Here is a 19,533-nt window from a genome sequence, read left to right as displayed (position 1 = left end):
GCGCCGGACCGGGGCAAGGTAAAGGCCCCCTGCCGCCCGCCCAAGGGCCCCGCTCAGACCACCGCGCCGCGGCCGGGGTCGTCCCCGTCCTCGTCGTCGTGCTCCATCCGCGCGACCAGCGTCGCGAAACCGCCCAGGAAGCCGCCGACGCAGACCGTGGTCAGCCACCAGGTCATCTCCCACTGGAGCAGCACCGCCAGCAGCAGCAGGACGGGGCCGCCGATCACCGCGAGCCAGGCGAACTTCGCCGTGACGTCGGCCTCCGGCAGCGGCGGCGGCTCCGGCGGCACGAAGTGCCCCTCGCCGCTGTCGTCATCGTCGTCGACATCGCCCTCGGCGGGCTCCGCCGGCTCGTAGTCGCGCGGGCCGCCGACCCCCGGGGCGAAGACCACGGAGCTGCCGAGCGGCTTCTCCGGCGGCTTGGGCCGGCTCTTGCCGAGGCCCTTGTCCGGGTCCGGAGCGACGGAGTCCTCCTCCGGGAGCGCGAGGTCCTCGACGGACCGGAAGGGCCTGGCACCCGGCGGGTCCGGCGGCTCCTCCCCGTACCCCTCGACGATCGCTTTCCAGACGGCGTCCTCGTCGACCGGGCGTTCGCCCTCCGCGCCGGCGGGCGCGGGCAGGTTCTCCGGCGCCGGAGCGCCGCCCTCCTCGTCGGGGACGGCGGTCCCCCCGGCGGGGAGGGGCTCGCGCTCCTCCTCGCTACCTGTGCGCTCCGCGTCGTGCTCAGCCACCGGACGTGCTCCCCTTCATTCCGACGCTCGGAGCGAGGCGGCCGATGAACGAGTAGCTCTCGTCGAAGATCCGCTCCGCATCGTGGTCCAACGTCGCAACGTGGTAGCTCTGTTCCAGCAGGATCTCCTCGACGTCCGTCGAGGACACCCGGCTCAGGATCCGGGCGGTGTCGGCCGGCGGCACGACATGGTCCTGCGGGCTGTGCAGCAGCAGGATCGGCTGCGTCACCTGGGGCAGTTCGGCGTCGACCAGCCGGAAGAACTTCCGCAGCGAGTGCGCCGAGTGCAGCGGCACCCGGTCGTAGCCCACCTCGTGGGAACCCTCCAGGGCGATGTCGCTCACCAGCCCCTTCGTCGTCGGCACCAGATGGCGGACGACCGGAAGGGCGTGCGCCGCGAGGCCGTGCACCTTGTTGGCCGGGTTGACCAGCACGAGACCCCGGACGGCGTCGCCGTGCTTGGCCGCGAGCCGCAGCGACAGCGCGCCGCCCATGGAGAGCCCGAACACGAAGACCTGCTCGCACCGCTCCAGCAGCGCCCGCAGCTCCCGGTCGACCTCCGCGTACCAGTCCTGCCAGCCGGTGACCTGCATGTCCTCCCAGCGCGTGCCGTGCCCGGGCAGCAGCGGCAGCGAGACCGTGAGCCCGCGCTCCGCCAGATAGTCGGCCCAGGGGCGCAGCGACTGCGGGGAGCCGGTGAATCCGTGACAGAGGAGGACGCCGACCTCTCCGCCCTCGTGGCGGAACGGCTCGGCTCCAGGAAGGACCGGCACCGGGGTCTCCTGTTCGTGAGGCTCGAAAGGGAGCGAAAGGGGGGAGTGCAGAAGGATTACTTCACCGTACGCGACCGGACCGACACCGACCAGGGCCGTCACCGGCCGGGGCCGGGGGCACCCCGCCCGTGCCGGGCGGGAGCCGGGGCGGTCGCATGGCTTAAGGTCTGTCGGACAGCACACAGGAGGCACCCGAGTTGATCTACGGCGCTATGAAGTTCTCCATCGGCGGGTCTCTGAAGCTCGCCTTCAGGCCGTGGGTGGAGGGCCTGGAGAACATCCCCGAACAGGGGCCCGCGATCCTCGCCAGCAACCATCTGTCGTTCTCCGACTCCTTCTTCCTGCCCGCTGTCCTGGACCGCAAGGTCACCTTCATCGCCAAGTCCGAGTACTTCACCGCGCCAGGGGTCAAGGGGAAGCTCACCGCCGCCTTCTTCAAGGGCGTCGGACAGCTCCCGGTGGACCGCTCGGGCGCCCGCGGGGCCGGTGAGGCGGCGATCAAGGCCGGTATCGAGGTCATCGAGAGCGGCGGCCTGTTCGGCATCTACCCGGAGGGCACCCGGTCGCCCGACGGCCGCCTCTACCGGGGCAAGCCCGGCGGCCTCGCCCGGGTGGCGCTCGCCACCGGCGCGCCGGTCATCCCCGTCGCGATGATCGACACGGAGAAGATCCAGCCGCCCGGCCAGGTGATGCCGAAGCTGATGCGTCCGGGGATCAGGATCGGCAAGCCGCTCGACTTCAGCCGCTACCACGGCATGGAGGGCGACCGCTTCATCCTGCGCTCGGTCACCGACGAGGTGATGTACGAGATCATGAAGCTCTCGGGCCAGGAGTACGTCGACATCTACGCGACCGCCGCCAAGCGGCAGCTCGCCGACGAGGCGAAGCGACGGGCCGAGGCTGCGAAGAAGGCGCCATCGGGCGTGGAAGCGGACCGCGACGACGCCTGAGGGCGCGGTGGTCCGCCGGGGGGCGGGGGAGAACAGCATGGCCAAGCGTGTACGCGTGGTGCGGATGTCGGTCGAGCAGCCGCTGTGGCGTGCCCTGACCGCGTACCGCATCCTGACGATGCTCTACGCGATCCTCCTCGCCGTCTTCGGGCGGGAGAAGTACGACCGGCCGTGGGTGGCCATCGCCTTCCTGGCCGTCATGACCGTCTGGACGCTCGCCACCCTGCCGAAGGTCGCGGGCGCCGCGGCCTGTACCAGGCGTTTCCTGGGCGCGGACCTCACCCTCGCGCTCGTCGGCATCCTCGTCACCCCGCTCGCCGACTTCCAGGCCCAGCACGTCGACGGCCCGACGCTGCCGTCCATCTGGACCGCGGGATCCGTCCTGGCCTTCGCGATCAAGGGCGGCTGGCGGTGGGCGGCGTTCGCCTCCACCTTCGTCGCCGTCGCCAACCTGATCGAGCGCGCCGAACCCAGCCGCGACACCCTGCACAACGTCCTGCTGGTCTGGGTCGCCTCCATCGCCATCGGGTACGTCGTCGAGGTCGCCCGCGCCAGTGAGCGCACCCTCGCCCGCGCCCTGGAGATCGAGGCCGCGACCCGGGAGCGGGAGCGCCTCGCCCGCGACATCCATGACAGCGTGCTCCAGGTCCTCGCCATGGTCCAGCGCCGGGGAACGGCGATCGGCGGTGAGGCCGCCGAACTGGGCCGGATGGCAGGGGAGCAGGAGGTCGCCCTGCGCACCCTGGTCTCCAGCGGCCTGGTGCCCCCCACCCGGGTCTCCGAGGACGCGGCCGAGGGCGCCGTCGTGCGGACCGTCGAGACGGACGACGACGAGACCGCGGCCCCGGCCGAGACCGATCTGCGGGCCCTGCTCGCCCCGCACGCCGGATCCCGGGTCACCTTCGCGGAACCCGGCGCACCGGTGCTGCTCACGCCCGCGGCCGCCGGGGAACTGGCGGCGGCCGTCAGCGCGGCCCTGGACAATGTCCGGGTGCATGCGGGGGAGAGCGCCCGGGCGTGGATCCTGGTCGAGGACTGGCCGGACGAGGTGATCGTCACGGTCCGGGACGACGGACCGGGCATCCCGGAGGGCCGGCTCGCGCAGGCGGAGGGGGAAGGACGCCTCGGCGTCGCCCTGTCGATCCGCGGGCGGCTGCGCGATCTGGGCGGCACGGCAGAGCTGGTCTCGGTGCCCGGCCAGGGCACCGAGGTCGAATTGAAGGTTCCGAAGGTTTCACGGGGGAAGGCGGGTTCGGTCCGATGAGCGGAGCACACGAAGAAGGCGCAGGGCAGCAGCGGCCCATCAGGGTGATGGTCGTCGACGACCACCCGATGTGGCGCGACGCCGTCGCCCGCGACCTGGCCGAGTCGGGCTTCGACGTGGTGGCGACCGCGGGCGACGGCCCGCAGGCCGTCCGCCGGGCCGGGGCCGTCACCCCCGACGTCCTGGTCCTCGACCTCAACCTGCCCGGGATGCCGGGCGTCCAGGTCTGCAAGGAACTCGTCGGATCCCAGCCCGGACTGCGCGTCCTGGTGCTCTCCGCGAGCGGCGAGCACGCCGACGTACTGGAAGCGGTCAAGTCGGGCGCCACCGGTTATCTGCTGAAGTCGGCGAGCACCCAGGAGCTGACCGACGCGGTCCGCTCCACCGCCGTCGGCGACCCGGTCTTCACCCCCGGCCTCGCCGGACTCGTCCTGGGCGAGTACCGCAGGCTGGCCTCCGACCCCGCACCCGTCGCGTCGAACGAGCCGAAGGCCCCTCAGCTCACCGACCGGGAGACCGAGGTGCTGCGGCTGGTGGCCAAGGGGCTCTCGTACAAGCAGATCGCCGAGCGGCTGGTCATCTCGCACCGCACCGTCCAGAACCATGTGCAGAACACCCTGGGCAAGCTCCAGCTCCACAACAGGGTGGAGCTCGTGCGGTACGCCATCGAGCGCGGCCTCGACGACGTCTGAGATCAACACCCGCACATTGCACGGGAATTGACCGTCCGACCCATCCCGTTGTGACCTGGATCACCCTTAGCGTGGAGCTGAGTGAGCTCACTTCGGCGAAGGGATGCTTCATGCGGGTCGGAGTACTGACCGGGGGCGGCGACTGCCCCGGGCTCAACGCGGTCATCCGCGCCATCGTCCGCAAGGGCGTGCAGGAGTACGACTACGACTTCATCGGCTTCCGGGACGGCTGGCGCGGAGCGCTGGAGGGCGAGACGGTCCCGCTCTCCATCCCGGCCGTGCGCGGCATCCTGCCGCGCGGCGGCACCATCATCGGGTCCTCGCGCACCAACCCGCTCAATGCCGAGCACGGTGTCCGCCGGGTGCGGGAGACCCTCGCCAAGTACGAGGTCGACGCACTCGTCACGATCGGCGGCGAGGACACCCTCGGCGTGGCGGCCACTCTCTCCGACACGCACGGCGTCCCCTGTGTCGGCGTACCCAAGACCATCGACAACGACCTGTCCGCCACCGACTACACCTTCGGCTTCGACACCGCCGTCAACATCGCGACCGAGGCCATCGACCGGCTGCACACCACGGCCGAATCCCATATGAGAGTCCTCGTCGTCGAGGTGATGGGCCGCCACGCGGGCTGGATCGCCCTCCACTCCGGGCTGGCCGGCGGCGCCAACGTCATCCTCATCCCGGAACAGCGCTTCGACATCGACCAGGTCTGTGCCTGGGTGACCTCCCGCTTCCGGGCGAGCTACGCACCGATCGTGGTGGTCGCCGAAGGGGCCGCGCCCGCCCGGGGGGAGATGGTCCTCAAGGACGGTTCGCACGACTCCTTCGGACATGTCCGCCTCTCCGGCGTGGGCGAGTGGCTGGCCAAGGAGATCGAGAGCCGCACCGGCAAGGAGGCCAGGACCACCGTCCTGGGCCATGTCCAGCGCGGCGGCACCCCCAGCGCCTTCGACCGCGGGCTGGCCACCCGCTTCGGGCTGCACGCCATCGAAGCCGTGCGCGACGGCGACTTCGGGAAGATGGTCGCCCTGCGCGGCACGGACATCGTGCGGGTGCCGATAGCGGAGGCCACCTCCCGCCTCAAGACGGTCGACCCGGCCCTCTACGCGGAGGTGGGCGTCTTCTTCGGCTGAGCGGCGAGCCGGAGGGACGGGCCGTATATTCGCGATGACCGGCCTCGCGGGGCCCGCTCCCGGAGCGGGCCCCGCACCCGGGGCCTTTCGCCCGCATCAGTCACGGGAGACGTCGTGGAAATCCTGGCCTTCGGTGTGCAGTCCGACGAGAAGCCTCTGATCGAGAAGGCGTTCGCCGGGAAGCACGAGGTGCGCTGCCTGGACGTCTTCCTGAACCGGGACACCGCACCCATCGCGGCGGGCTACGAGGTCATCTCCACCAGCGTCAACGCCGACCTGGGCGGCAAGGTCCTGCAGACCCTCGCGGCCGGCGGCACCCAGATGATCGCCCAGCGCTCCACCGGCTTCAACAACATCGATCTGGACGTCGCAGAGCGCCTCGCCCTGCGGGTCTCCCGGGTCTCCTGGTACTCGCCCTACTCGGTCGCCGAATTCGCCTGGGCCCTGACCATGGCGGTCAACCGCCGCGTCGTCCGCGCCACGATCCGCACCCGGGACTTCGACTTCCGCCTCGACGGCCTCCTCGGCCGGGACATGCACGGCCGCACGGCCGGCATCATCGGCACCGGCAAGATCGGCGAGGCGTTCACCCGTATCGCCCATGGCTTCGGCATGAATCTGCTCGGCTGGGACGTCGCCGAGAACCCGGCCTGCGTCGAACTCGGCATGCGCTACGTCGACAAGGAACAGCTCCTCGCCGAGTCCGACCTGATCAGCCTGCACGTCCCGCTGCTGCCCGCGACCCACCACATCATCGGCAAGGGCGCCCTGGCCCGCATGAAGCACGACGCGATCCTGATCAACTCCAGCCGCGGCGGACTCATCGACACCGAGGCCCTGGTCGGGGAGTTGCGGGCGGGCCGGCTCCTGGGGGTCGGACTCGACGTGTACGAGGCGGAGGCCGGGCTCTTCTTCCTCGACAAGTCCCTGGAGGGAGTCGACGACGACACCCTGGCCCGGCTCGTCACCTTCCCGAACGTCCTCGTGACCTCGCACCAGGCGTACTACACCGAGGACGCCCTGGGCCAGATCATCGCGGCCACCGTCCAGAACGTCGACGACTACCTGGCCGGCCGCCGCAGTGAGAACGTGCTGGTGCCGGCGCCGCCCGGGCCCTGAGAACCTCACCGGGGCCCGGGCGTCCGGGGAACATCAGCCGCGTACCGGAAGCCCCGCAAGCAGCTCGCCCACGATCGTCGAACCGCGCAGCGTCAGCACCGACTCCGGGTGGAACTGCACCGAGGCGAAGCCGTCCCCGCGCAGCGCGTGCAGCTCCCCGGTCGCCGGGTCCAGGCTCGCCTCGATGCCGTGCGCCGCCAGCTCGGTGGCCGCCGCGTCGTCGCAGCGCGCCGTGAAGCTGTTGTAGAAGCCGACCGTCTCCGGGCGGCCGAACAGATCGATCCTGGTCTGCGCGCCCTGGTACGGGACGGTCTTGCGGACGATGTCCAGACCCAGTTCCGCCGCGATCAGCTCATGCCCCAGGCAGACCCCGAGCAGCCCGTGCCGGTGATCCCGTACGAGCTCCGCGGTCAGCGCGCGCAGCAGCCGCATCTTCGGGTCGGCGGCGTCACCCGGGTCCCCGGGGCCGGGGCCCAGCACGACGGGCCCCTCGTGCGCCCGGACGGCCTCGCGCAGCCCCGGCTCGTCGTAGCGGCGCACCGACACATCGAGACCCGAGGCACGCAGCAGATGCCCCAGCATCGAGGTGAAGGTGTCCTCGCCGTCGACCACCAGCGCATGACCGGACAACGTGCCGGTGCGCTCCTGCATCCGCAGCCAGAACGGTGCCAGCCCGTCCCGCCGGGCATCGAGCGCCGCCCGCACCCGGGGGTCGTCCGCCAGTCGCGGCCTCGCGTCCTCGGCCTTCGGCCGCCCCGGCCGCACCCCCAGCGCGGTCAGCACACCGGCCGCCTTGGCGTGGGTCTCGGCGACCTCGCTCTCCGCGTCGGAGTGGCGCACCAGCGTCGCCCCGACGGGCACCCGCAGCTCGCCCCGGGCCGAGATGTCGGCGGTGCGGATCAGGATCGGCGAGTCCAGCGTCTGCGTACCGTCGGGCCCCTGCCGCAGCAGGGCCAGCGCGCCCGCGTAGTAGCCGCGCCCGCCGGACTCGTACCGCTCGATGACCCGGCAGGCGTTCTGTACGGGGGAGCCGGTGACCGTCGCCGCGAACATCGTCTCCTTCAGGACCTCCCGCACATCCAGTGAGGAGCGGCCGCGCAACTCGTACTCCGTGTGCGCGAGATGGGCCATCTCCTTGAGCCGCGGCCCGATCACCACCCCGCCCATGTCGCCCACGGTGCACATCATCTTGAGCTCCTCGTCGACCACCATGGAGAGCTCCTCGGTCTCCTTGCGGTCGCCCAGGAAGGCCAGCAGGTTCTCGGCAGTGGGCCCCTCGGCGGGGTAGCGGTAGGTGCCGCTGATCGGATTCATCACGACCGTCCCGCCGGACATCCGCACATGCACCTCGGGGCTCGCGCCGACCAGCGTCCGCCCACCCGTCGCCCGCCGCCGCCCCGATGAGGAGGGTCCTTCGGACCCGCTGTCGCCTGTGTGCACGACGAACGTCCAGTACGCACCCCGCTCACCCGCCAGCAGCCGCCGGAACAACGCCAGCGCGTCCGCCCGGCCGAAGCCCGGGATCTCGCCCCGGAACGTCCGCCGGATGACGAAGTTCGCGCCCTCGCCCCGGCCGATCTCGTCCTCGATGACCCGCCGCACGGTGCCCGCGTACTCCTCGTCGGACACGTCGAACGCGCCGCCCTCGACCCGCACCGCGTGGGCGGGGAGCGCGTCCAGGGTGTCGTCGAGGGGCAGTTCGTACGTCTCGTCCGCGACCAGCACGGTCAGCGGTGTGCCGTCGTCGCGGACGTCGAAGCCGCGCTCGGCGATCTGCCGGAACGGCACCAGGGCCAGGGTGGGTTGTTCACCCACCGGGAGGTCGGCGAGCCGGTCCGCCTCGTGGACCCGGCCGATCAGCACCTCGACGGTGTCGTGGTCATGGCCGGGGGTGCGCCTGCGCAGCAGGGCGAAGGGCGGGCAGTCGTCGCCGAGGAGCCTCTGGACGATGGTGTGCGATGCGGTGTGCGATGCGGTGTGCGATGACATCTGCGGTGTTCCTTCCACTGGGATCAGCTGGGAGGAACGGCCCCTGGACACGGGAAAGGCCGCCCCTCGGGCGGCCTCTGCGTCGGTGTGTACGCGCGATCAGTGGGCCGCTGGATGAGCGGTCCACCACCAGTTACGGGTCGAGTGCGCGAACATGCCCGAACCATAACCCATGACGCACGCACGAAGGGGCCCGTTCCGCCCGACAGGCGCAACGGACCCCTTCGGATCAGGTCCGAGGATGATCAGACCAGCGTGTTGTAGATACCCCAGCCGCCGCCGACCTTCGCCATCGGAGCGAACGGCTTCGCCATGTCACCCGTGGACCGGTAGTACCAGAGCACGCCCGCGCTGTCCCGGGCGATCAGGTCCGGGATGCCGTCACGGTTCAGGTCGCTCGGTCCCAGGAGGTCCTTGAAGACTCCCCAGCCCTTGCCGACCTGGGTGCGCGCGGCGTACGGCACGGTCGGGCTGCCGGTGCCCTTGTAGAGCCACAGCACCCCGGCCGTGTCCCGGGCGACCAGGTCCGCCTTGCCGTCGCCGGTCAGGTCTCCGGTGGAGACCAGCGTGTTGTAGACACCCCAGCCGCCGCCGACCCGTGCCTTCGTCGCGAACGGCTTCGCCGGGTCGTCGGTGCCCTGGTAGAACCAGAGGACGTTGGAGGCGTCGCGGGCGATCAGATCGCCCTTGCCGTCACCGTTGAGATCGCGGGCGCCCCACATGCCGTTGTAGACACCCCAGCCGCCGCCGACCTTGAGGCGGGCCTTGAACGGCTGGTCCGGGTTGCCGCTGCCCTGGTAGTACCAGAGGTAGCCGCTCGTGTCACGGGTCACCATGTCGCCCGTGCCGTCGGCCCGCAGGGCCGTCATCGCGGTGATCATGTTGTAGCCCTGCCAGCCCGGACCCACCCGGAAACGGGCGTAGAACGGCGTCGTGGGGCTGCCGGTGCCCTGGTACTGCCAGAGCACACCGGCCGCGTCACGGCCCAGGATGTTGTAGCGGTTCGTCCCCGCGTCCGGCGCGACGCTCGTGCTCGTCTGGACGTCGCTCGCCTTCACCCACGCCATGCGGTGGTTGTAGCGGATCGGGAGGTAGCCGGTGGTGCCCACGACGTTCTTCTGGGCGGAGCCGAACCAGTCGTCGCCCTTCACCTCCGGGCCGGCCTTCACGTATGCCTGGCCGGCGGGGAGCGTGTACTTCGTCAGGTAGTCCGGGTTGTCCGTCGGGGCCTCCAGGCCCGCGGCGGTGTAGGCAGCGGTCTCCGGGTAGGAACGCCCGTAGATCCGGACCGTCACCCCGGCCTTGGCCTTCACCAGGCTGGGGGAGGAGGCGAGCGGCACGGTGTACTGGCCGCCGGGGTTGTAGAACCAGGCCTTCTTCCCGCCGTACCAGATCGCGGTCCAGTTGGTCTGTGCCTCGGCGACGACGTAGCTACTGCCCGCGCGAACCTTGTTGCTCCAGTTCGAACCCTCGCTCCAGAGAGCGGTGAAATAGGGGTCGCTCAGCGTGGTCGCGGTCGTTGACGGCGAGGTGTAGAGGTAGCCGAAGTTGACCGGCTGTGTGGTGACCGGCTTGGTGCCGACCGTCAGCTTCAGCTGGTTGGCCGTGGTGAACGGCGGCACCACACGAACGACCTGGCCCGCCTGGACGGGGCCGCCGGCGCCATCGGCGCCCGTCGGGGCGCCCATCAGGGCCATGAAGTGGTTCCAGTCCCAGAACGGTCCCGGGTCCCAGTGGGTTTGCGAGCTGTTCCGGTCGAGCTGTATGGGCACATCGTCGTGTCCGATGATGTGCTCGCGGTCCAGCGGAATGCCGTACTTGTCCGCCAGGAACTTCACCAGGGCCGCGGTGGACTCGTACTGCGACTCGCTGTACCAGCTGCCCTCCTGGATGGCGAAGCCCTCGTGCTCCACGCCGATGGTGTGCATGTTCAGGGTCCAGTTGCCCGCGTGCCACGCCAGGTCCTTGTTCTCGACGAGCTGGGTGACCAGACCGTCCGAGGCGCGGACGAGGTAGTTCGCGCTCACGGCCGAGTCCGGGCTCGTGAGCGTGTTGAGCGAGGTCGCGTAGTCGCCCTCGGTGTCGTGGATCACGATCTGCCGGATGTCGACGCCCTGCGCGGGCCGCACGGCGGGCGTGTAACTGCGCTTGCCCGTGCTCGACGTCTTCGAGGGAACGAAGTTGCAGTTCAGGCCCGACGGACATTCGGGCGTCGGGACCGCCGCGGTGCTCGCGAAGGTCGCGGCGAGCGGCACGTTCGACGGCTTGACCGGCTCGACCGAGGGGGCGGCCGGAAGCGTGACCACCTGGCCGTCCTGAGTGACGGCCTGCTCGCCGGTCCTGATCGACTCGAAGACCCGCTTCGCGAAGAGGTCGGCACCCTTCTTGTCCGGCGACTGGCTGAAGCGCGCCACGGCCGGATACCAGTGGGCAGCGTCGTCCGGCAGTGAGTCCGTCGCCTCGCGCTGGTACTCGGCGAGCAGTGCCGCGCCCGCGCGGATGCTCTCCTCGGTGTCGTTGCGGACCGTGTCCGTGCCGGAGTCGATGAGATCGGCGGCCTTGTCCAGGGTGTGCAGCCGCGGGTCCGAGGTGTCGACACTCTTCTTCGGCAGGCTGCGCAGCGCCTTGGCGGCGTCGAAGGTCTTCTCGATCTCCGGCCGGCCGGACATGTTCATGTGCGCCAGACGTTCCTTGTCGTCCGGCTGCTCCACGTCGTCGGGCGACACACTGGTCAGCCCCATCACGTTGTACGCGCCGCTGGTGCTCGGCTCGCCGTCGTGGCTCTCCCAGCGCGTCTGCCGGTACGAGACCGCCATCAGCACGCTCTGCGGTACGTCGAACTCGGACGCCGCGTCCGCGAACTGCTTCTGCAGCTCGGCGGAGGCCGGAACCGACTTCCCGTCGGTGGTCGCGGTGTCCTGCGAGGCCATGGCCAGAGTGCCGATGGTCGCGGTCGCGACGACCGCGGCGCCGACTCCGTACAACAAGCGTCTCTTCTTGAGGTCCCTGCGGTGATTCCGCTTCAAAGCCCCACCCCTGTAGTCCACTTGTTCAGTTCAGAAAGGTGTGACGCTAGCAGGCCCGATTGTGCTCCCCGTCACTGACCGTGCCGTGTGTCCGTCTCATCCGTTGGGCACCCGGAAGAACAGTGGGCGCGACCCCGTAATGTGGGAGCCGTGACCGTGAACGCCAATACCTCCGTCGCCGGTGGCAACACCTGGCGAGACCTTCCCGCGGCGCAGCAGCCCGAGTACCCCGACTCCGAGGCGCTGCGCGATGTACTCGCGGACCTCGCGTCGTATCCGCCGCTCGTCTTCGCCGGCGAGTGCGACCAGCTGCGTGCCCGCCTGGGAGCCGTCGCCAAGGGCGAGGCGTTCCTGCTTCAGGGCGGTGACTGCGCCGAGGCCTTCGACGCCGTGTCGGCCGAGCACATCCGCGCCAAGTTGAAGACTCTGCTCCAGATGAGCGCGGTCCTCACCTACGCGGCCTCCGTGCCCGTCGTCAAGGTCGGCCGGATCGCCGGGCAGTACTCCAAGCCGCGCTCCAAGCCGACCGAGACCCGCGACGGCGTGACGCTGCCGACCTACCGCGGCGACTCCGTCAACGGCTTCGCCTTCACCGAGGCCGAGCGCATCCCGGACCCGGAGCGGCTGAAGCGGATGTACCACGCATCCGCCTCCACGCTGAACCTCGTCCGCGCCTTCACCACCGGTGGTTACGCGGACCTGCGCCAGGTGCACGCCTGGAACCAGGACTTCGTGAAGTCGTCCCCGTCCGGCCAGCGCTACGAGGCCCTGGCCCGCGAGATCGACAACGCGCTGAACTTCATGAAGGCGTGCGGTACGGACCCGGCGGAGTTCAAGGCCGTCGAGTTCTACGCCTCGCACGAGGCCCTGCTGCTGGACTACGAGTCGGCGCTGACCCGAGTCGACTCGCGGACCGGCCAGCTGTACGACACCTCGGCCCACATGGTGTGGATCGGTGAGCGCACCCGCCAGATGGACGGCGCGCACATCGAGTTCGCCTCCAAGATCCGCAACCCCATCGGCATCAAGCTCGGCCCGACGTCCACCGTCGACGAGGCCCTCGGCTACATCGAGCGCCTCGACCCCGAGCGCGAGCCCGGCCGTCTTACCTTCGTCGTCCGGATGGGCGCCGACAAGGTCCGCGACAAGCTCCCGGAGCTGGTCGAGAAGGTCACCGCCTCCGGCGCGACCGTGGCCTGGGTGACCGACCCGATGCACGGCAACACCTTCGAGGCCGCGTCCGGCCACAAGACCCGTCGCTTCGACGACGTCCTGGACGAGGTCAAGGGCTTCTTCGAGGTGCACAAGGGCCTCGGCACGCACCCGGGCGGTATCCACGTCGAGCTCACCGGTGACGATGTCACCGAGTGCGTCGGGGGCGGCCACGAGATCTTCGTGGACGACCTCCACCAGCGCTACGAGACGGCCTGCGACCCGCGGCTCAACCGCAGCCAGTCGCTGGACCTCGCGTTCCTGGTCGCCGAGATGTACCGGGACCAGTAACCCGGACCGGCGGGCGTCACCGAACGCAACGCACGTACGACTGTGGGGCACGGATCCATGTGATCCGTGCCCCACAGGGCGTTCCGGGGCTTTTACCGGCCTTGAGCGCCGGGTAAGGTTAGGTTAGCCTCACCGATTATCGGGGCGGCACCCACGATCCATCCCGCCGGGAGGTGAACCGCATGTACGTCTGCTCGTGCTTCGGCGTTACGGAGCAGCAGGTCAGGAAGCATGCGGAAGACGGCGCCTGCACTCCCCGCCAGATAGCCTCCGCCTGCAAGGCGGGGACCGACTGCGGCAGCTGTGTCCGTACCATCCAGGCCATGCTCGGCCGCGGCTCCTGCCCGCGTCGCGACCTGCTCGACCAGAAGCTGACGCCCGGCACCGCGGACCGTGTCACGGCCGGCGCCGCTCCCGATGCCGATCAGCGCATCGCCCCCGGCGCCGGCCCCGTCTCCGTGCCGGTCGCTCTCCCCGACGCCGCCTGAGCCCGAGCCGATCCGGCCGTCCGCGCGGACGGCCCCACTTCCGTCAGCTGTCGGGCTGCTCGATCAGCTGGGCGATGTAGAGCGGCTCGCCGAGCTTCTCGACCAGTTCCAGCTGGGTGTCGAGATAGTCGATGTGGTGTTCCTCGTCCGCCAGGATCGACTCAAAGATATTTGCGGACGTGATGTCGCCCTTGGTGCGCATGAGCTCGATACCGCGCTTGAGGCGGTCGATCGCCTCCACCTCGACCTGGCGGTCCGCCTGGAACATCTCGGTGACCCTCTGGCCCACCCGCACGTGGAAGAGCCGCTGGTAGTTCGGCAGTCCATCCAGGAAGAGGATGCGGTCCGTAAGGATCTCGGCGTGCTTCATCTCGTCGAAGGACTCGGAGCGCGTGTACTTCGCGAGCTTCGTCCAGCCGAAGTTCTCCTGCATCTTTGCATGCAGGAAGTACTGGTTGATGGCAGTCAATTCGGCGGTCAGCTGTTCGTTCAGGAACTCGAGGACCTCGGGGTCGCCCTGCATCGCAGAGGCTCCTTCCAACCGGTGAACTGGGCAAGATGGCCGCATCCTCGCATCGCACCCGGTGGTCGTCCAGTAAGTGCATGCTTAGTAGGAGTTGCCCGAATCGCCTCTGCCCTGGTCATGACCACCCCTGCCTGTCTGTCACCATGGAGTCATGGGTCAGCCGGAAAGCCGGGAACACCGCGCATCAGAGCAGTCCGAGCTTCCGCCGGGACAGCGCCTGCAGCGTGGGTGGCCGGTTACCCACTACGGGCCGGTGCCCAAGTTCAAGCCCGACCGCTGGGAGTTCCGTGTCTTCGGCGCCACGGCCGACGGTGAGAAGCACTGCTGGAACCATCAGGAGTTCTCCGAGCTGCCGTTCTCCTCGGTCGTCGCCGATCTGCACTGCGTGACCAAGTTCAGCATGCTCGGCGCCGAGTGGGGCGGGGTTCTCGCCCGTGACGTCGTGGCGCTGGCGCCCCCGGCGCCGCAGGTCACCCATGTGATGGTCTGGGCCGAGTACGGCTTCAGCTCGAACCTCCGGCTCGACGACTTCACCTCCGAGCGGGCTCTGTTCGCCACCCACAAGGGCGGCGAACTGCTCACCGCCGAGCACGGGTTCCCGCTCCGGCTCGTCGTGCCGCACCTGTACGCCTGGAAGGGCCCCAAGTGGGTCCGGGGCATCGAGTACATGAGCGCCGACCGCCGCGGCTTCTGGGAGGAGCGCGGCTACCACAACATCGGCGACCCGTGGAAGGAACAGCGCTACTCCTACCAGGAGGAGCCCGGGGACGGCCCCGAGCTCTGATCCGGCTGTCCCTCCCTGTGCCACCTCAGTGGTGGTACCGGTGCACCACCGCGTGCCCCTTGCCGCGCCCGATCATCCACTTGTTCACCGGTGTGGTGACGACGAAGGCGACGGCGAGCGAGATCGCGAGGGCTCCCCAGAACAGGACGTCCGAGAGCGTGGCGTCCATGGCGCCCGGCCACAGGACGATCACCCCGTTGTCGATCAGTTCCATCACCGCGATGGAGAGCGTGTCGGCCGCGAGCGCGATCCGGAACGCCGTCCTGAAGTCGACGCCCGACCGCAGGACGGACCGCAGCGTCAGCGTGTAGCCGAAGAAGAACGCCAGGACGATCGCGAGGGCCATCGTGGGCATGTTGCCCCAGCCGAGCGCCGTGCCGATCACCATGCCGAGGATCTCGCCGATGGCGCATCCGGTGAGGCAGTGGAGCGTGGCACGCGCCGCCATCGACCAGCTCGCGCCGCCCGCGGCGTGATCGTCGGCGTGGCCGGAGTGGTGGGCGTGCTGTGCGTGGTCCTGCATCGTGAACCCCCAATGCCGAGGAGCGGTTCCTGCCGACAGCAAGAACCGTATACCCCCATGGGGTATTCCTCAACGGGTGCTCCGACCGGTCAGCCCAGGCCGCGCAGCTCCTTCAGCCGGGCCACGTCCGCCGCATGGCCCTCCTTGCCGCCCGGTGTCTCGATGACCAGCGGGACGCCTTCGGTGGCCGGGTGGGAGAACAGCTCCCGGAACGGCTCCTCGCCGATGTGGCCGGCCCCGATGTTCTCGTGCCGGTCCTTGTGGGCCCCGGCCACGTCCTTGGAGTCATTGGCGTGGATCAGCTTCAGCCGGCCCTCACCGACCGTCTCCACCAGCAGGTCCAGGGTCTCCTTCATGCCGGCCGGACCGGTCAGGTCGTGTCCCGCCGCGAAGATGTGGCAGGTGTCGAGGCAGACGCCGAGCTTCGGATGGGCGTCGAGCGCGTCGAAGTACGGGCCGAAGTCCCAGGTGCGGGAGCAGAGCGAGAACCCCTGTCCCGCGGTCGACTCCAGCAGCAGGAACGGGTCGTCGTCGTGCGTCAGCTCGTCCAGCAGCGGCCGCATGTGGGTGCGCACCTGCGCCAGCGCCTCCTGGCGCGGCCGGCCGTTGGTCGCCGAACCGGTGTGCACCACGACGCCCAGGGCGCCGATCTCGCGCGCCCGGCGCAGGGAGTGGCGCAGCGACTCCACGGACCGCTCCACGGTCGCCGGGGTGTGCGAGCCGAAGTTGATCAGATACGGGGCGTGGACGTACGCGGGTATGGACTCGGCGGCGCACTCGGTACGGAACAGCTCGTCCTGCACCGGGTTGCCGGCCGGGGTCGCCCAGCCGCGCGGATTGGCCACGAAGACCTGGACGGCCTCCGCGCCCATCTCGCGTGCGTAGGACAGGCCGACCTTGGAGAGGCCGCCGGCCACCGGGATGTGGCCACCGACTGGGTTGCGCATACGGATAGGTCCTGTCTGGAGTCCCGCTCGTCCGCGCGAACGCGGGCGGAGCGGCGGTCGGTGCGTGGTCGTGGGGCCCGTCCGGGGCCACCGGCCCTGCTCGGGACTCCGGAAAGGATCTAGAGTCCCTTGGTCTTGATGGTGATGGTGCTGCCCTCGGGGGCCTGGTCGCCGCCGTCGACGGACTGGCTCGCGATGGTGTCGCTGAAGGAGAGGAACGGGCGGTCGACCTTGACCTCGAAGCCCGCGTCCTCCAGCTCGCTGCGGGCGTCGTCGACGTCCTTGCCGGTGACGTCCGGGACGTCGATCATCTGCGGACCCTTGGAGACCGTCAGCGTGATGGTGTCACCCTCCGCCGCCTCGGCGCCCTCATCGAGCGACTGGCGGGCGACATTGCCCTCGTCCTCCGGGGAGTCGACCCGGCCGGGAGCTACGACGACCTCGAGACCGGCGTCCTCCAGCTCCGCCGTGGCGTCGTCGACCGACTGTCCGGTGACATCGGGGACGTCGACCGGGCTGCCCTTGGAGACCACGATCGCGACCGCGGAGTCCGGGTGGCGTTCGGCGCCCGCCTCGGGATCCGTACGCAGCACCTCGCCCGCGGCCACGTCGTCGTCGAACTCCTTGGTGATCATGCCTGGCGTCAGGCCCCGCTTCTCCAGCTGCCGTCTCGCCTCGGCGAGCGCGACGCCCTGGACGTCGGGCACCGTGACGATCTCGGGACCGCGCGAGACGACCAGCGACACCGAGTCGTTGCCCCGGATCCGGGCACCCTGCTTCGGGTCGCTGCTGATCACCGTGCCGCGGTCGACGGTGTCGCTGTAGGCCCGCCGTACGCCCTTCAGTTCCAGGCCGCTGTCCGAGAGCCGCTTCTCGGCCGCCTTCTGGCTCTGGCCCAGCAGTGAGGGGACCCTGGTGAACTGCCCTGAGTTGATGTACCAGACACCGCCGCCGACCCCCAGGACCAGCAGCACGGCGATGACCGCCGCGATGACACCGCGCGGCGGCCTCCGGCGGCCCGTCCCCGCGCGCCGGGACGGCGGCTGCGGGGGCGACTGCGGAGGCATCTCCAGCCGGCTCGTGTGGTGGGCGGTGCCCTGGCCCGGCGGCAGCACCCGCGGGATCACGCTCGTGCGGTCCTCCGTGCCGTCCCGCATCCCGGCCAGGGCCTGCGGCGGCACGGCGTCCAGCTGGGCGTCGGTGAGGCCGGAGCGGGCCCGGCGGGACTCGGCGAGCAGCGCCACCGCGTCGGACGGGCGGACTTCGGGGTCGCGGGCCGTGGCGCTCGCGACCAGCCCGTCGAGCTCGGCCGCGAGCCCCGGGACGACGGCCGAGGGGGCCGGGACGTCCTCGTTGAGGTGCTGGTAGATGACCTGGGCGGGGGAGTCCCCGGCGTGCGGCTTGGTGCCCGTCAGCATCTCGTACAGCACGACGCCGCACGCGTACACATCGACGCGGGTGTCCGCGGTGCCGTGCTCGATCTGTTCGGGGGCGAGATACGAGACCGTCCCCAGGATGCTCCCGGTGGTGTTCGTGACCGAGCCCACGGCCCGGACCAGGCCGAAGTCGGCGACCTTGACGCGGCCGTCGTCGCCTATCAGCACGTTCTCCGGCTTCATGTCGCGGTGGACGAAACCCGCCCGGTGCGCGGCGCCCAGAGCGGCGAGCACCGGCTCCAGGATGTCCAGCGCGGCCCGCGGCTGGAGGGCACCCCGCTCGCGCAGTACGTCGCGCAGCGTGCACCCCGCCACGTACTCCATCGCGAGGTAGACGTACTGCCCCTGGGCGCCCTGGTCGAAGACCGCGACCACGTTGGGGTGCGCGAGCCGGGCCACCGACTTGGCCTCGCGGATGAAGCGCTCGACGAACGAGGCGTCGGCCGCGAGGGCCGGGTGCATCACCTTGAGGGCGAGCACCCGGTCGAGCCGGGTGTCCATGGCCCGGTAGACCGTGGCCATGCCGCCCACGGCGATGCGGGCATCGACGCGGTAGCGGCCGTCGAGCAGCTGCCCGACGAGAGGGTCCTGGAGGGTCGTATCCACGCAGCCGAGTCTACGAGCCGCCGCAGACACGGCCGACTGGCCGGAGCGATCCCGGGGCCCAACTGCAGCCGAGCCGTGACAGGGACACGCGATCGGCGGCCGGGGAGCGGGCGTGGCCCGGGATCGGGACGTGTCGTGACAGGGACATGAGATCCACCACATGGCCCGCCCAGGCCCCGGAATCAGAACGCCGGCCGCTCCGGATCCAGCACGGCCCGGCCCGCCACGGGAGACGAGGCCTCGGCGAAGTGGCGGCGGGGAATCCGCCCCGCGCGGTACGCGAGCCGCCCGCCCTCCACCGCATGGCGCATCGCGGCGGCCATCAGCTCGGGCTCCTGGGCCCGGGTCACCGCGGACGCCAGCATCACGGCCGCACATCCCAGCTCCATGGCCAGCGCCGCGTCCGAAGCCGTCCCGGCGCCCGCGTCCAGGATCACCGGCACCCGCGCCCGGTCGACGATCAGCTGGAAGTTGTGCGGATTGCGGATGCCCAGGCCGGAACCGATCGGGGAGCCGAGCGGCATGACGGCCGCACACCCCACGTCCTCCAGCTTCCGGGCCAGCACCGGGTCGTCGTTCGTGTACGGCAGCACGGTGAAACCGTCGTCCACCAGCGTCTCCGCGGCGTCCAGCAGCTCGACCGGGTCCGGCAGCAGCGTGCGCTCGTCCGCCACCACCTCCAGCTTGACCCAGTCGGTGCCGAGCGCCTCGCGGGCGAGCCGGGCGGTGAGCACGGCCTCGCCCGCGGTGAAGCAGCCCGCCGTGTTCGGCAGCACGCGGATGGAGAGCCGCTCCAGCACGGAGAGCACGGAGCCCCGCACGGTCGGGTCGAGGCGGCGCATCGCGACGGTGGTCAGCTCGGTGCCCGAGGCGGTCAGGGACCGCTCCAGCACGTCGAGGCTGGGCGCGCCGCCCGTTCCCATGATCAGCCGGGAGCCGAAGACGGTGTCCCCGAGGGTGAAGAGGTCGTCGGACATGGTCAGCCTCCCTGGACCGCGGTGAGGACCTCGACCCGGTCGCCGTCGGCGAGTGCGGCCG

At 70.4% G+C, this 19,533-nt stretch carries 19 protein-coding genes; 8 read left to right on the top strand and 11 right to left on the bottom strand.

Annotation, left to right across the window (positions count from 1 at the left end):
• Positions 1 to 53: 53 nt before the first annotated feature.
• On the bottom strand, positions 54 to 731 hold the full coding sequence (locus tag JGS39_RS26665) for a hypothetical protein (protein WP_219572127.1): 678 nt from the start codon (positions 729 to 731) through the stop codon (positions 54 to 56).
• Positions 724 to 1,503, bottom strand: a complete 780-nt coding sequence (locus JGS39_RS26660; protein ID WP_219572126.1) for an alpha/beta hydrolase — start codon at positions 1,501 to 1,503, stop codon at positions 724 to 726. The genes JGS39_RS26665 and JGS39_RS26660 overlap by 8 nt, the downstream gene beginning before the upstream one ends.
• A gap of 197 nt (positions 1,504 to 1,700) precedes the next feature.
• Between JGS39_RS26660 and JGS39_RS26655 the strand changes: the two genes are divergently transcribed.
• The 5 genes from JGS39_RS26655 to JGS39_RS26635 all read left to right on the top strand — a co-directional run bounded on the left by JGS39_RS26655 (position 1,701) and on the right by JGS39_RS26635 (position 6,667).
• The gene (locus JGS39_RS26655) at positions 1,701 to 2,453 is read left to right on the top strand and encodes a lysophospholipid acyltransferase family protein (protein WP_236063417.1); all 753 of its coding nucleotides are present in this window, start codon (positions 1,701 to 1,703) and stop codon (positions 2,451 to 2,453) included.
• A gap of 37 nt (positions 2,454 to 2,490) precedes the next feature.
• Complete coding sequence (gene macS / locus JGS39_RS26650) at positions 2,491 to 3,717, top strand: MacS family sensor histidine kinase (protein ID WP_219572125.1); 1,227 nt, start codon at positions 2,491 to 2,493, stop codon at positions 3,715 to 3,717.
• On the top strand, positions 3,714 to 4,409 hold the full coding sequence (locus JGS39_RS26645) for a response regulator (RefSeq protein ID WP_219572124.1): 696 nt from the start codon (positions 3,714 to 3,716) through the stop codon (positions 4,407 to 4,409). Before macS ends, JGS39_RS26645 begins: the two co-directional genes overlap by 4 nt.
• A gap of 110 nt (positions 4,410 to 4,519) precedes the next feature.
• Positions 4,520 to 5,548 carry a 6-phosphofructokinase gene (locus tag JGS39_RS26640; RefSeq protein ID WP_219572123.1) on the top strand — a complete coding sequence of 343 codons (1,029 nt, stop codon included), beginning with the start codon at positions 4,520 to 4,522 and terminating at the stop codon, positions 5,546 to 5,548.
• A gap of 114 nt (positions 5,549 to 5,662) precedes the next feature.
• Positions 5,663 to 6,667, top strand: a complete 1,005-nt coding sequence (locus JGS39_RS26635) for a 2-hydroxyacid dehydrogenase (RefSeq protein WP_219572122.1) — start codon at positions 5,663 to 5,665, stop codon at positions 6,665 to 6,667.
• Positions 6,668 to 6,700: 33 nt separating this feature from the next.
• Here the strand turns inward: JGS39_RS26635 and JGS39_RS26630 are convergent, their stop codons facing one another.
• From JGS39_RS26630 to JGS39_RS26620, 3 genes are all read right to left on the bottom strand, one after another.
• The gene (locus JGS39_RS26630; RefSeq protein WP_219572121.1) at positions 6,701 to 8,656 is read right to left on the bottom strand and encodes an anthranilate synthase family protein; all 1,956 of its coding nucleotides are present in this window, start codon (positions 8,654 to 8,656) and stop codon (positions 6,701 to 6,703) included.
• Between the two features lie 99 nt (positions 8,657 to 8,755).
• Complete coding sequence (locus JGS39_RS41985) at positions 8,756 to 8,812, bottom strand: trp operon leader peptide (protein WP_073735655.1); 57 nt, start codon at positions 8,810 to 8,812, stop codon at positions 8,756 to 8,758.
• Between the two features lie 89 nt (positions 8,813 to 8,901).
• Positions 8,902 to 11,586 (bottom strand): N-acetylmuramoyl-L-alanine amidase, encoded by a 2,685-nt coding sequence (locus JGS39_RS26620; protein ID WP_372456168.1) that lies wholly within the window; start codon positions 11,584 to 11,586, stop codon positions 8,902 to 8,904.
• Between the two features lie 252 nt (positions 11,587 to 11,838).
• On the opposite strand from JGS39_RS26620, the gene JGS39_RS26615 reads away from it, so the two are divergent.
• Together JGS39_RS26615 and JGS39_RS26610 are read left to right on the top strand one after the other, a co-directional pair.
• The gene (locus JGS39_RS26615; protein WP_168713661.1) at positions 11,839 to 13,185 is read left to right on the top strand and encodes a class II 3-deoxy-7-phosphoheptulonate synthase; all 1,347 of its coding nucleotides are present in this window, start codon (positions 11,839 to 11,841) and stop codon (positions 13,183 to 13,185) included.
• A 182-nt stretch (positions 13,186 to 13,367) separates the two neighbouring features.
• On the top strand, positions 13,368 to 13,673 hold the full coding sequence (locus JGS39_RS26610) for a (2Fe-2S)-binding protein (RefSeq protein WP_219572119.1): 306 nt from the start codon (positions 13,368 to 13,370) through the stop codon (positions 13,671 to 13,673).
• A 43-nt stretch (positions 13,674 to 13,716) separates the two neighbouring features.
• Here the strand turns inward: JGS39_RS26610 and bfr are convergent, their stop codons facing one another.
• On the bottom strand, positions 13,717 to 14,196 hold the full coding sequence (bfr, locus tag JGS39_RS26605) for a bacterioferritin (RefSeq protein ID WP_219572118.1): 480 nt from the start codon (positions 14,194 to 14,196) through the stop codon (positions 13,717 to 13,719).
• A 154-nt stretch (positions 14,197 to 14,350) separates the two neighbouring features.
• Between bfr and JGS39_RS26600 the strand changes: the two genes are divergently transcribed.
• Positions 14,351 to 14,983, top strand: a complete 633-nt coding sequence (locus JGS39_RS26600; protein ID WP_219572117.1) for a sulfite oxidase-like oxidoreductase — start codon at positions 14,351 to 14,353, stop codon at positions 14,981 to 14,983.
• Between the two features lie 25 nt (positions 14,984 to 15,008).
• On the opposite strand, the gene JGS39_RS26595 is transcribed toward JGS39_RS26600, so the two are convergent.
• From JGS39_RS26595 to JGS39_RS41980, 5 genes are all read right to left on the bottom strand, one after another.
• A complete protein-coding gene (locus JGS39_RS26595) occupies positions 15,009 to 15,506 on the bottom strand; it encodes a DUF4396 domain-containing protein (RefSeq protein ID WP_219572116.1) in 498 nt (165 codons plus the stop codon).
• 89 nt (positions 15,507 to 15,595) lie between these two features.
• Positions 15,596 to 16,453 carry a deoxyribonuclease IV gene (locus JGS39_RS26590; RefSeq protein ID WP_219572115.1) on the bottom strand — a complete coding sequence of 286 codons (858 nt, stop codon included), beginning with the start codon at positions 16,451 to 16,453 and terminating at the stop codon, positions 15,596 to 15,598.
• 119 nt (positions 16,454 to 16,572) lie between these two features.
• A complete protein-coding gene (gene pknB / locus JGS39_RS26585; protein ID WP_219572114.1) occupies positions 16,573 to 18,495 on the bottom strand; it encodes a Stk1 family PASTA domain-containing Ser/Thr kinase in 1,923 nt (640 codons plus the stop codon).
• A 182-nt stretch (positions 18,496 to 18,677) separates the two neighbouring features.
• Entirely contained in the window at positions 18,678 to 19,472 is a 795-nt protein-coding gene (locus JGS39_RS26580) for a thiazole synthase (RefSeq protein WP_219572113.1), read from the bottom strand.
• 2 nt (positions 19,473 to 19,474) lie between these two features.
• On the bottom strand, positions 19,475 to 19,533 hold a 59-nt coding region (locus JGS39_RS41980; RefSeq protein ID WP_219572128.1), incomplete at its 5' end, for a MoaD/ThiS family protein.

Source organism: Streptomyces poriferorum (genome assembly GCF_019399235.1).
GTDB lineage: Bacteria > Actinomycetota > Actinomycetes > Streptomycetales > Streptomycetaceae > Streptomyces > Streptomyces poriferorum.
This window is presented reverse-complemented; position numbering and strand designations above follow the sequence as displayed.

What these genes read in the sequence shown, in the direction of transcription:
- JGS39_RS26610 (WP_219572119.1), top strand. Translation starts at nt 13,368, where the DNA reads ATGTACGTCTGCTCGTGCTTCGGCGTTACGGAGCAGCAGGTCAGGAAG.
- JGS39_RS26620 (WP_372456168.1), bottom strand. Translation starts at nt 11,586, where the DNA reads ATGGCCTCGCAGGACACCGCGACCACCGACGGGAAGTCGGTTCCGGCC.
- bfr (WP_219572118.1), bottom strand. Translation starts at nt 14,196, where the DNA reads ATGCAGGGCGACCCCGAGGTCCTCGAGTTCCTGAACGAACAGCTGACC.
- JGS39_RS26600 (WP_219572117.1), top strand. Translation starts at nt 14,351, where the DNA reads ATGGGTCAGCCGGAAAGCCGGGAACACCGCGCATCAGAGCAGTCCGAG.
- macS (WP_219572125.1), top strand. Translation starts at nt 2,491, where the DNA reads ATGGCCAAGCGTGTACGCGTGGTGCGGATGTCGGTCGAGCAGCCGCTG.
- JGS39_RS26645 (WP_219572124.1), top strand. Translation starts at nt 3,714, where the DNA reads ATGAGCGGAGCACACGAAGAAGGCGCAGGGCAGCAGCGGCCCATCAGG.
- JGS39_RS26590 (WP_219572115.1), bottom strand. Translation starts at nt 16,453, where the DNA reads ATGCGCAACCCAGTCGGTGGCCACATCCCGGTGGCCGGCGGCCTCTCC.
- JGS39_RS26630 (WP_219572121.1), bottom strand. Translation starts at nt 8,656, where the DNA reads ATGTCATCGCACACCGCATCGCACACCGCATCGCACACCATCGTCCAG.
- JGS39_RS26580 (WP_219572113.1), bottom strand. Translation starts at nt 19,472, where the DNA reads ATGTCCGACGACCTCTTCACCCTCGGGGACACCGTCTTCGGCTCCCGG.
- JGS39_RS26595 (WP_219572116.1), bottom strand. Translation starts at nt 15,506, where the DNA reads ATGCAGGACCACGCACAGCACGCCCACCACTCCGGCCACGCCGACGAT.
- JGS39_RS26640 (WP_219572123.1), top strand. Translation starts at nt 4,520, where the DNA reads ATGCGGGTCGGAGTACTGACCGGGGGCGGCGACTGCCCCGGGCTCAAC.